General features: G+C 35.6%; 11 protein-coding genes. 3 read left to right on the top strand and 8 right to left on the bottom strand.

From position 1 onward, the window contains the following. Positions 1-10: 10 nt before the first annotated feature. The 4 genes from UH1x_RS17490 to UH1x_RS17505 all read right to left on the bottom strand — a co-directional run bounded on the left by UH1x_RS17490 (position 11) and on the right by UH1x_RS17505 (position 4,280). Positions 11-529: a DUF7935 family protein gene (locus UH1x_RS17490; protein ID WP_482623248.1), complete on the bottom strand. Its 519-nt coding sequence runs from the start codon at positions 527-529 to the stop codon at positions 11-13. Positions 530-611: 82 nt separating this feature from the next. Then, positions 612-1,382, bottom strand: coding sequence for a hypothetical protein (locus tag UH1x_RS17495; RefSeq protein WP_405415368.1), 771 nt, complete (start codon positions 1,380-1,382; stop codon positions 612-614). A gap of 25 nt (positions 1,383-1,407) precedes the next feature. Further along, complete coding sequence (locus UH1x_RS17500; RefSeq protein ID WP_482623249.1) at positions 1,408-2,964, bottom strand: FMN-binding glutamate synthase family protein; 1,557 nt, start codon at positions 2,962-2,964, stop codon at positions 1,408-1,410. Between the two features lie 5 nt (positions 2,965-2,969). Then, the gene (locus UH1x_RS17505) at positions 2,970-4,280 is read right to left on the bottom strand and encodes an amidohydrolase (protein WP_405415364.1); all 1,311 of its coding nucleotides are present in this window, start codon (positions 4,278-4,280) and stop codon (positions 2,970-2,972) included. Positions 4,281-4,486: 206 nt separating this feature from the next. Between UH1x_RS17505 and UH1x_RS17510 the strand changes: the two genes are divergently transcribed. Both UH1x_RS17510 and UH1x_RS17515 read left to right on the top strand, forming a co-directional pair. Further along, positions 4,487-6,814: an ATP-dependent helicase gene (locus tag UH1x_RS17510; protein ID WP_482623250.1), complete on the top strand. Its 2,328-nt coding sequence runs from the start codon at positions 4,487-4,489 to the stop codon at positions 6,812-6,814. 44 nt (positions 6,815-6,858) lie between these two features. After that, positions 6,859-7,482, top strand: a complete 624-nt coding sequence (locus UH1x_RS17515; RefSeq protein ID WP_482623251.1) for an L-threonylcarbamoyladenylate synthase — start codon at positions 6,859-6,861, stop codon at positions 7,480-7,482. Between the two features lie 74 nt (positions 7,483-7,556). Here UH1x_RS17515 and UH1x_RS17520 read toward each other — a convergent pair whose 3' ends face one another. From UH1x_RS17520 to UH1x_RS17530, 3 genes are all read right to left on the bottom strand, one after another. After that, positions 7,557-8,411 carry an OmpA/MotB family protein gene (locus UH1x_RS17520; RefSeq protein ID WP_482623252.1) on the bottom strand — a complete coding sequence of 285 codons (855 nt, stop codon included), beginning with the start codon at positions 8,409-8,411 and terminating at the stop codon, positions 7,557-7,559. Positions 8,412-8,511: 100 nt separating this feature from the next. Then, the gene (locus UH1x_RS17525; RefSeq protein ID WP_482623253.1) at positions 8,512-9,513 is read right to left on the bottom strand and encodes a glycosyltransferase family 2 protein; all 1,002 of its coding nucleotides are present in this window, start codon (positions 9,511-9,513) and stop codon (positions 8,512-8,514) included. Between the two features lie 12 nt (positions 9,514-9,525). Continuing rightward, positions 9,526-9,972: a type I restriction enzyme HsdR N-terminal domain-containing protein gene (locus UH1x_RS17530; RefSeq protein WP_482623254.1), complete on the bottom strand. Its 447-nt coding sequence runs from the start codon at positions 9,970-9,972 to the stop codon at positions 9,526-9,528. A gap of 26 nt (positions 9,973-9,998) precedes the next feature. On the opposite strand from UH1x_RS17530, the gene holA reads away from it, so the two are divergent. Further along, positions 9,999-11,000 (top strand): DNA polymerase III subunit delta, encoded by a 1,002-nt coding sequence (holA, locus tag UH1x_RS17535; RefSeq protein WP_482623255.1) that lies wholly within the window; start codon positions 9,999-10,001, stop codon positions 10,998-11,000. 98 nt (positions 11,001-11,098) lie between these two features. On the opposite strand, the gene UH1x_RS17540 is transcribed toward holA, so the two are convergent. After that, positions 11,099-11,476, bottom strand: coding sequence for a DoxX family protein (locus UH1x_RS17540; RefSeq protein ID WP_482623256.1), 378 nt, complete (start codon positions 11,474-11,476; stop codon positions 11,099-11,101). Between the last annotated feature and the right edge of the window lie 157 nt (positions 11,477-11,633).

Genomic DNA, 11,633 nt, shown 5'->3' on the forward strand with positions numbered 1-11,633 from the left:
ATTTTTATTTCTACCATAAATCACCAATCTCTCTTTTTACAAAAGAAAGGGCAGTAGCTGAGGGTGATGTTTTATCCATAGTTTCATTCAAAATATCTTCCCTTAATTTATTTGCAGTTTCAGTATTGCTCATTGCAGCTTTTCTAATCATTTGAATAGTGGCGCTTTTTGCTGCTTTAATAACGTTCCAGCATTCATCTGTCATATAGATTTGCTGAGAAAGGTTGTGGTCAAATTCCGTTTCAACACTTTTGATCAACAAATTTTCATAGGCGTTTTTGTCATCACTTTGTGGTGATACACGAACTACCAAACTTGGTATTGCAATGCGCTCTAAGAACAAGGCCATTCTTTCGTATGCTTGTAAACGCACCGGTAATGTATCTTTCTGAGAATCTTTATGTAAAAGAAAACGTCTTCTTCCTTCTTCATTGTTAGTGTGCATTCTAAAGAAATAGAAGGCAATGGCACCTGTAACGACAGAAGGTATCAAATAAGCGAAAAGTTGAAAAATTTGGTCGGAGTTCATTTTTTAATTAGTTATTATTTACGAAATAAGAACGTCCAAATTTCTCAATTAGTATAGTGCTTTATCGATGAAATACTTAAAATTAGTTTTTTGCGTCTCCCTTCGCCATATCATAAAATGCTTTATAATCTGGTTGAAACTTTATTTGTAACGATTCTCGTAAGCCGCCATCTTGACCAACAGCAACAATTCGTTCTCCGTTTACACCAAAATCTTTAATTAAAATACTTGCAATGGCAGTAGCTTGCTGCAATGCTACATTCATTTCACCAGTAATATTCAGGCTTGCAACCGTTATGACACTTTTTGGATTTGCATTTGCAACCTTGGCTACATTCTCTATCCATGTTCTAGATTCGCTTGAAGGATTAACACCAACACCATCTGTAAAGAAGAAGTCTAATTTTTCTGAGATGACTACAGAACCATCGGTTACACCAACTTTTGCATTTTCACCAAGTACTTGTTTTGCATTGGTCAATATTACCACTGCAGTAGAGTCATTACTGGCTACGGCATCGGTTACCCCTTTTAACTGCTTTTCTTTTCTTTCTAAAGCAGCCATGGTTTTGTTGATGTTCTCGGAATTCTGACTGGATAATGCTGCAAAACTGTTTAGGTTCTTCATTAAGGTAGCATTCGCATCTTGTAATTCTGTCACTTGAGATTGGTATTCATCTGAGCGCTGGTCCGCCAATTTCTCGTTACGTTGAGATGTGCTTACCATTTTAGAAATAGAATCTAGTTTAAATTTCAATTCTTGATTTTGCTCTATCAATTCACTTTTTTTCTGAGCTTGAATTGTGCTTAGTCCAATAAAAAATAAAGTAGAACATATAAGAAATCGTTTCATAGTAAAATGCATTAAATAGGTTAATCTATATTTTGCCGCCAAGATACAAACAGTCTTTTAAATCTTGTACACTTGTAAACGGTACTTTCGCTTTATTATAGCCGTACGTGGAGGCTAAACTTTTATTTAGGTCATTGTCATCTACGTTCACTTGAACATCATCCATGGTAAATTGACTGGGGTGTTCATAACCTGCGGCATGAGTGATTTCTAAAAATTCTTTCCTGAATGTACTGAAATATTGTGCCAGTCTATCTGATTTTAAAGGCACATTTATACCTTTTTGTAACCATTTACTTTGCGTAGCAATACCTGTAGGGCACGTATTATTATGGCAAACTTGAGCTTGTATACAGCCAATACTCATCATGGCTTCACGAGCAACGTTAATACAATCTACACCCATAGCAAATGCCATTGCTGCTTTTGCGGGAAAGCCTAATTTACCAGATCCAATAAATACGATACGTTCTGTAAGTTTTCTGTTCAAGAATACTCTGTATAGACTAGAGAAGCCATATACCCAAGGCAAAGAGACGTGATCGGCAAATGATGGGGGAGCGGCACCGGTACCACCTTCACCACCATCTACGGTAATAAAATCTGGACCTTTTCCCGTTTCTAACATGAGATCGGCCAATTCTTCCCATTGGTCTAATTTTCCAATAGCACCTTTAATACCCACTGGTAAGCCTGTTTCGTTAGCGATATCTTCAATAAGTGCCATTAGCTCCTTTACATTAGAAAATGCTTTGTGCGTTGAGGGCGATAAAACATCTTTACCTACTTCTACACCTCTAATTTCTGCAAGCTCTGGGGTAATTTTTGCTCCTGGCAAAACACCGCCTTTTCCTGGTTTTGCTCCTTGAGATAACTTAATTTCAATTGCTTTGATGCACGGATTTTCTTCTACCAGTTTTTTCATTTTCTCCATAGAGAAATTGCCATCTTCAGTTCTAACACCAAAATAGCCAGTACCAAAATGAAATACTATATCGCCACCGTGTTTGTGGTATGGTGATAAACCGCCTTCACCTGTATTATGATATGCACCTGATTTGTGAACACCCTTGTTCATTGCTTCTACCGCAGCTGCAGATAAAGAACCAAAACTCATGGCAGATACATTTACTACACTGCCAGGTCTAAAAGGTTTTCTACGCTTATTGTGCTCACCCATGACTTTTGCACAGGGTATAAAATTGGGTTCTGCTTCGTTAGGGTGACCTGCAGGAACTTGGTAACCCATCATTCTATTCTTAACGAAAATATGCTGATGTGCATACAAATCTCTGTCAGAACCAAAACCTTCATAATTATTTTCCTTTTTTGCAGAAGCGTAAATCCAACCTCTTTCTATTCTATTAAAAGGCAGTTCTTCTCTATTATTGGCAACAAAATACTGACGCATTTCCGGACCGATACTTTCTAGCCAATAACGCAAATGACCAACAACGGGGAAGTTATGCTTTATGGTGTGCCGTTTCTGAATAAAAATATCATAGATAGCAACAATGAAAAGAAACAAAAAAATCCAAGTCCACCATGGTGGACTTGGAATAGCATTTAAAAAATCGTTCATCAAAATTATCCTTTTGGTTTTATATCTAAAAGCGGTGTTTGGTCGCTATTTAGGTAATCTAAACTCATCTCTGTCAACGTGCGAACTCCTAAAAGTAATCCGCTATCATCAATTAAAAAGTCTGGTGTGTGGTGTGGAAAAGATTCTGTTGTACCTGGAGTCATTCCTCCTAAGAAAAAGAAAAATCCTGGCGCTTCTCTTTGAAAATAAGAGAAATCTTCAGCACCTGTTACCGCTTTTTGAAATTGAACATTTTCATCACCCGCCACTCTTTTAATAGTTGGTAACATCTGTTCCACTAATTCAGGATTGTTATAGGTTATATCTGTAGCATCGGTAATTACACATGTAGCTTCACCGCCATAAGCTTTGGCAATATCACTTACCATTTCTACCATACGTGCATTTAACTTGTCTTTCATTTCATAATCTAATGTCCTAATAGTACCGATCATCTCTGCAGATTCTGGAATAATATTAAAACGAACACCACTTTTGATCTTACCAACAGTTATTACTGCAGCTTCATTGGTGAGATCTGTTTCTCTACTAATTATTGATTGTAAACCATCAATAATCTTAGCGCTTATTAAAATTGGATCTACACCGGCCCAAGGTTGAGAACCATGAGATTGTTTTCCTTTGACGTTAATTACAAATTGTTGTGCTGCGGCCATAGTTCCACCTGGTTTGTAACGGATTGTGCCAACAGGAGTTTGTGAGTTAATATGTAGACCAAAAATGGCATCTACCTTAGGATTGGTCATAACACCTTCCTTAACCATTAAAAGTGCACCACCTTCTTCTCCTGGTGGTGGTCCTTCTTCTGCTGGTTGAAAGATAAACTTAACGGTTCCTTTAATTTTGTCCTTGTTTTTAGACATTACTTCTGCAACACCCATTAAAATAGCAGTATGCGTATCATGTCCACAAGCATGCATAACACCTACTTTTTCACCCATAAATTCTGAAGTTACATTAGATTTATATGGTAAATCATTTCTTTCTGTTACAGGTAAGGCATCAATGTCTGCTCTAAGTGCTACCACTTTACCAGGCAAATCACCTTTTAGTAGACCAACAACACCAGTGTGTGCAACGCCGGTTTCTACCTCAATTCCCAAAGACTTTAAATGCTTTGCAATTTTTTCCGCTGTCTTAAATTCACGGTTCCCCAATTCAGGATTCTGATGAATTTCTCTTCTCCAATCAACTACTTTGCTTTCAATAGCTTTGTAGTCTTTTTCAAGATTTGGACCTTGTGCCTGAACGGTAAAACCGAAAAGAACGAGAGCCAATAAGCCTAGTTTTCTCATAATCAGTATTTAATGTTAGTTTGTTCTCTATATTTTGTTGATCATTAAGACAAAAATGCATCAACAGGTGTATTCTCTATGCGGAATTAAAGTTTAAATATATTCAAAATGAAAAGAAATACCATCCATTGTTCACAAATCTAAATCACTTCACTTTTACTATCCCTCATTTATGGCTAAATTTACGTCACTAAAAGAAAGAAAATTTGAGCTCATTTATTGATGAATTGAACGATGCCCAAAAGGCTCCTGTTTTGCATAAAGACGGACCTTTAATGGTAATTGCCGGCGCTGGATCGGGTAAAACTCGTGTACTAACTTATAGAATTGCACACCTTATGGCGCAGGGTGTAGATTCTTTTAATATTTTATCCCTAACATTTACCAATAAGGCGGCTCGTGAAATGAAAGCACGTATTGCTCAAATTGTGGGGGCATCTGAAGCTAAAAATCTTTGGATGGGAACTTTCCACTCCGTCTTTGCCAAATTACTGCGAATTGATGGTGATAAATTGGGCTATCCTGCCAATTTTACTATTTATGACACGCAAGATTCTCAGCGCTTGTTAGCTTCTATCATTAAGGAAATGGGGCTTGACAAGGATATTTATAAATACAAGCAGATTCAAAATAGAATTTCGTCATTTAAGAATAGCTTAATTACCGTAAAGGCGTACCGTAATGATCCAGATTTGGTAGAGCAGGATGCCATGGCAAAAAAGCCAAGAACAGGTGATATCTATGAAAATTATGTAGATCGTTGTTTTAAAGCTGGTGCAATGGATTTTGATGATTTACTATTGAGAACCAATGAGCTTTTAACACGCTACCCAGATGTGTTGGCAAAATATCAAGATCGATTTAGATATATTTTGGTTGATGAGTACCAAGATACCAATCATTCTCAGTATTTGATTGTAAAGGCTTTGGCCGATCGTTTTCAGAATATATGCGTGGTAGGTGATGATGCACAGAGTATTTATTCATTTAGGGGAGCGAACATTAGTAATATTTTGAACTTTCAAAAAGATTACGATAATGTAGGGATGTACCGTTTAGAGCAGAACTACCGTTCTACACGAAACATTGTAAATGCTGCCAACTCCGTAATCGGTAAAAACCAAAATCAAATTGAAAAAGTAGTTTGGACGGATAATGATGATGGTCCCTCTATTAAAATTCATAGAAGTACTACAGATGCTGAAGAAGGTAGGTTTGTAGCAAATTCTATTTGGGAACATAGAATGCAGCAACAAATGACCAATGGTCAATTTTGTATATTATATAGAACAAACTCCCAATCTAGGGCTATGGAAGATGCCTTGCGTAAAAGAGATATTCCGTATCGTATTTATGGCGGACTCTCATTTTATCAACGTAAAGAGATAAAAGATGTGTTGTCTTACTTGCGTTTGGTCATTAATCCTAAAGATGAAGAAGCTTTAAAAAGGGTGATAAACTTTCCTGCTAGGGGAATTGGTGGTACTACTTTAGATAGATTAATTGTAGCTGCAAATCATTACAACCGTTCCATTTTTGAAGTAATGGAAAACATAGACCGTATAGATTTAAAAATTAATTCGGGTACTAAACGTAAGTTAACTGACTTTGTAACCATGATCAAGAGTTTTCAGGTCATGAACGAAACTGTAGATGCCTTTGCATTATCTGAACATGTAGCCAAAAAAACCGGTGTTCTTTTAGAATTTAAAAAAGACGGGACCCCAGAGGGTATTGGTAAAATGGAAAACATTGAGGAACTTTTAAATGGTATTAAGGATTTTGTTGAAGGCCAGAAAGAGATTGATGAAGCAACGGGAAATATTAGTGAGTTTTTAGAAGATGTTGCACTTGCTACCGATTTGGATAATGATACTGGTGATGACGATAGGGTTGCATTAATGACCATTCACTTGGCAAAGGGACTAGAATTTCCGTACGTGTATATTGTTGGTATGGAAGAAGATTTGTTTCCGTCTGGTATGAGTATGAGCACCCGAAGTGAGCTGGAAGAGGAGCGTAGGTTGTTCTATGTTGCGTTGACCAGGGCTGAGAAACAAGCGTATTTGACATACACGCAAAATAGATATCGTTGGGGTAAATTAATAGACGCAGAACCTAGTCGTTTCTTAGAAGAGATAGACGAGAAATATGTGGAGAACCTTACACCAATTGATGGTGGGTACCGTTACAAATCTCTTATAAATGCCGATATTTTTGGTGAAGTAGATAAGAGCAGGTTGCGTCAAGAAAAACCAAAAAGGGGCACACCGCCAATAGTTGGTCAACCAAATACAGGACAACTTAAAAAATTACGAAAATTAAAGCCTCAGCTATCAGAGCCTGTTGGTAATACAAATAAGATCGATCCAAATCTTACTGAAGGTTCATTGATTAACCATACTCGTTTTGGTCGTGGTAAGGTCGTGAAAATTGAAGGGGCCGGTAATGATAGAAAGGCAGAAATAATGTTCGATAAAGGCGATATTAAAAAACTATTGCTTCGCTTTGCTAAGTTAGAGGTATTGGGATAGTTTAGTTATATTTAATAATAGTAGGGTTTTTAAACCTAAAGGCAATGGCAGAATTTATCAAAATATACGAAGAGAATCCCAATCCTAAAGAGATTAAAAGGGTAGTGGACGTATTGCGTAAAGGTGGCTTGGTTATCTATCCAACAGATACGGTTTACGGGTTGGGCTGTGATATTACGAACACCAAGGCATTGGAAAAAATTGCACGTATTAAAGGGGTGAAATTGGCAAAGGTCAATTGGTCCTTCATTTGTACCGATTTAAGCAATCTGTCAGATTATGTACGGCAAATTGATACTGCTACCTTTAAAATATTGAAAAGAGCTTTACCGGGTCCTTATACTTTTATATTACCCGGTAATAATAATCTGCCTAAAGAGTTTAAAAAGAAAAAAACCGTTGGTATTCGTGTTCCAGATAATAGCATAGTTAAAGCGCTGGTTGAAGAATTAGGTAACCCTATTGTTTCAACCTCTATTCGTGATGAAGATGATGTTTTAGAGTACACTACAGATCCCGAATTAATTTACGAGAAATGGGACAACCTTGTGGATATTGTAATTGACGGTGGTTATGGTGGTAATGTAGGATCCACTATAATAGATGTTTCTACAGGAGGTTTACCAGAAGTTATTCGTGAAGGAAAGGGTAGTTTAGATATTATTTAAAAGTTATACTTTAAACCAAGACATAAAAAAAGCGGCTCTATTGAGCCGCTTTAATTTTATATGACAATCAGCAATTATTTGTTGATTGCAGGATCTTTCATTCCTTCTTCGATCATGCTATAGAACTGATCGATTTTTGGAAGAACAACGATACGAGTTCTTCTGTTCTTAGATTTTTCTGTTGTAGAAACCGGTACATATTCAGCTCTACCTGCAGCAGTCATACGCTTAGGGTCTACATTGAAGTCTTTTTGTAAGATACGAACAACAGCAGTTGCACGCTTAACACTCAAATCCCAGTTATCCAATAAAGAACCGTTACCTCTGTAAGGTACGTCATCTGTATGACCTTCTACCATAAATTCAAAATCAGGCTTGTTGTTTACTACTTTGGCAACTTTACCTAAAACTTCTTTAGCTCTACCAGTTACGTTGTAACTTCCACTGCTAAATAATAATTTATCTGAGATAGAAACAAAAACAACACCTTTTTCAACGCTGATTTCTATATCCTCATCGTCCATATTACCAAGTACACCTTTTAAGCTCTGTACCAAAGAAAGGTTTACAGAATCTCTACGTGTAATAGCATCATTTAATTTACGGATAGTTAAATCTTTCTCTTGTAAGCTTTCTAAAGATTTCTCCAAGTTCTCAGCACCTTTGGTAGTCAAAGTTGTTAAGTTACCCATATTATTAATCAATTCTTGATTGTTTGCTTTTAAGAAAGCATTTTGATCTTCTAAAGTTTGAAGTCTAGATGAAGCTGTTGCTTTTTCTTCTAAACAATCATTTAATTTAACTGTAGCTGAATTCAATAAATCTTGTGCACTTTTGTGCTTAGCTTCAAGATCAGCGTACTTCTTTGAAGATACACATGATGAAAGTAAAAGCGTTACTCCAAGACATCCTAATAATACTTTTTTCATAATTCTATTCTATTATACTTATTTAAGTGGTTTACTCTTTTTTCGCATCTAAGCGACTTCAAAATTATATAATTACAAAGTCACTTATATGTGTTGTTAGTTAATCTTTTACTAAAATGTTAAAATTACTTATCCTATGTACGAAGTAAGACCATACAATGGACTTCGTAGCATAGTATTTTCTGAGAAATTGTGTTTTCTCTCTCTTTTTATACATTTTTCTAAACTGTCTGTAAAAGCTTAAATGCGCTCTAAAAATAGCGAAAAAGTGTTTAAATCTTAACTGGAAAAGAAATCGTATTGCCGCAATACCATCTAACAGCAATCTTAAGAATATAATGATGAAAGCTTTTCTTCTAGGAAGATTCTTTGTAATCGAAAATAATGTATTCCTGAAGTTAAGGTATGTTTTTTTTGGATTCATGTTACTTAATGTAGAACCACCTAAATGAAATACTTTAGAGGTACCTACATAAAATATTTTGTAACCGTGGTTTTTAGCACGCCAGCATAAATCTACTTCTTCTTGGTGTGCAAAATAGTCTTCATCAAAACCATTTAGCTCTTGAAATACTTCTTTTTTAATAAACATGCATGCGCCTGTTGCCCAAAATATTTCTCGCACATCATTATATTGACCAACATCTTTCTCTAAGGTTTGAAAAACCCTTCCTCTACAGAATGGATAGCCCAACTGATCAATGAATCCGCCAGCTGCACCCGCATATTCAAAATGATCTTTCTTAAGTAAGTCTAGAATTTTTGGTTGTATGATTGCAGCTTCGGGTACCTTGTTAAAGGTTTCTTTAATAGGGGTCAGCCAATTAGGTGAAACTTCTACATCTGAATTCAATAAACAAAAGATGTCTGCGTCTACATGTACCAAAGCATCATTATATCCTTTTGTAAACCCACCATTTTCTAAATTTTGAATAATTTTTACGGTTGGGTAGTTTTCTTTTACAAATGCAACGGAGCCGTCTGTGGAAGCATTATCCGCAACATATATATCTGCACCGGGAGAATAATTGATAACAGAAGGCAGGTACCTTTCTAAAAGCACTTCACCATTCCAATTTAATATGACTACAGCTATCTTCAAAACGATCGCAAATTAACGGCTAAAATCAGGAATTTCCTTCATAAATTCATATTTTTCCGCAATAAGGTCTGTTTGGCAGTAATAATGTGAGAGTCCGTTCGTAACCATTAAGTAAGTAGCATTCAATTTAAAATTGTATTGTGCTATTTGATCAAATGTCATTTGAGATATAGAAACCTCTGGTGCCTTGCATTCTACAAGTATGTGCAGTTGACCGTTGGGTTTAAAAACAACTACATCATATCTTTTCTTTAATCCGTTAAGTGTAATTTGTTTTTCTACATTAATATGACTGATTGGATAATTCTTTTCTTGGATAAGAAACTGAACTACATGTTGCCGAACCCATTCTTCTGGAGTAAGCACCAAAAATTTTTTACGTATAACGTCAAAAATCAAGGTTCTATTTTCGCTATTTTTGACCCTGAAAGTGTAGCTAGGGAAATTTAGTGGCTGCATTATACAAAGTTGATGATTTTTTCTGAATGGATGAAGCTGTACAAATAGTCAATGCAATAAAGAAAGGGCAGATAAGCCCTATATATTTCCTTTATGGGGAAGAAGCTTATTTTATTGATAAAATTTCCGATTTTATAAGTGCCAATGTGTTGACCGAAGAAGAAAAGGGATTCAACCAAATGGTGCTTTATGGAAGAGATGTATCTATTGAAGATATTGTAAGCAATGCCAAACGTTATCCTATGATGGCAGAAAAACAAGTGGTCATTGTAAAGGAAGCTCAACACTTATCCCGTACTATAGAGAACCTATGTTCATATGCAGAAAACCCGCAACAATCCACAGTTCTTGTTATTTGTTATAAATACAAAAAGCTGGATAAGCGCAAGAAGCTACACAAAATTATAAAGAAGAACGGGGTAGTTTTTGAAAGTAAGAAATTATATGAAAATCAAGTAAGTGATTGGCTTAGAAAACATTTGGTGAGCCGTGGTTATACCATATCTCATAAAGCTGCTCTACTATTGGTAGAATATTTAGGAACGGATTTAGGTAAAATCAGTAAAGAGCTAGATAAGTTAAAATTGGTTCTGCCAAAACAGACAGAAATCAATCCTCAGCATATAGAGGAACATATTGGTATAAGTAAAGATTATAATAATTTTGAGTTGAAAAGAGCTATAGGTGATAGAGATATCGTGAAGGCGACCAAAATCATTAATTATTTTGCCCAGAATCCAAAAGACAATCCGTTTATACTAACGATTACGCTATTACATTCGTTCTTTACACAGTTATTACAGTATCACGGTCTTACGGATCATTCACCTAAAAATGTGGCGAGTGCATTACGCATAAATCCTTATTTTGTAAAAGAGGTACAAACTGCCGCTAGAAATTACCCAATGAAGAAAGTAAGCGGAATTATCTCTAGTTTGCGTGAAATGGATTTGAAAGGAAAAGGAGTAGGGGCTACACCAATGAAAGAGGCAGACCTTTTAAAAGAACTACTTTATAAAATTGTTTAACGATTAGTTGATAATTGAAATTCAAGCGTTTCTACATTTGCGTAGAAATAGAGCTATGGTTTTCATTTCAAAACCGCGCTGACTTAGCTTGAGGTTAATTACTTTTTGTCTATTCCAAATTTACCTGGTCCTACTAAGGAAATGGTTATAAAAGCTACTAAGTAAAACAATGCTTTTTCTTTTGTACTAAAATCATCAGCACCATGGGCTACAAATGCTGCGACTGCCATAGTAATTGCTGCAGGTATTGCAGCCAAACGCGATTTAAAACCTATAATAATTAGAATAGGACAAATGAATTCGCCAATAACAGCTAAAAATAAAGAAGGGGCTGCTCCAATACCAAAAGGATCAGCAAATTGAAAATCTCCAGAAATTAATTTTTGAAATTTAGGAAGACCGTGTGTCAACATCATTGCTGAAATTGCAATTCTAAAAAAAGCTAAACCGATATCTTTTAATAAAGTGTTTTTCATTTTTGGCATTATTTCCTTTAAAAGTATAGATTTTTTTTTGTTTTTCTGAAATATATTAAAGTATACTATAGGTAAGTTCTAGTTTTGTAGTAGTGAAATATAGAGGTTGCTTAGTTTTCAGTGAGTTAAGAATTAAGTAGAAAATATTAAATAAATT

The sequence above is a fragment of the Maribacter sp. UH1 genome (assembly GCF_056839145.1).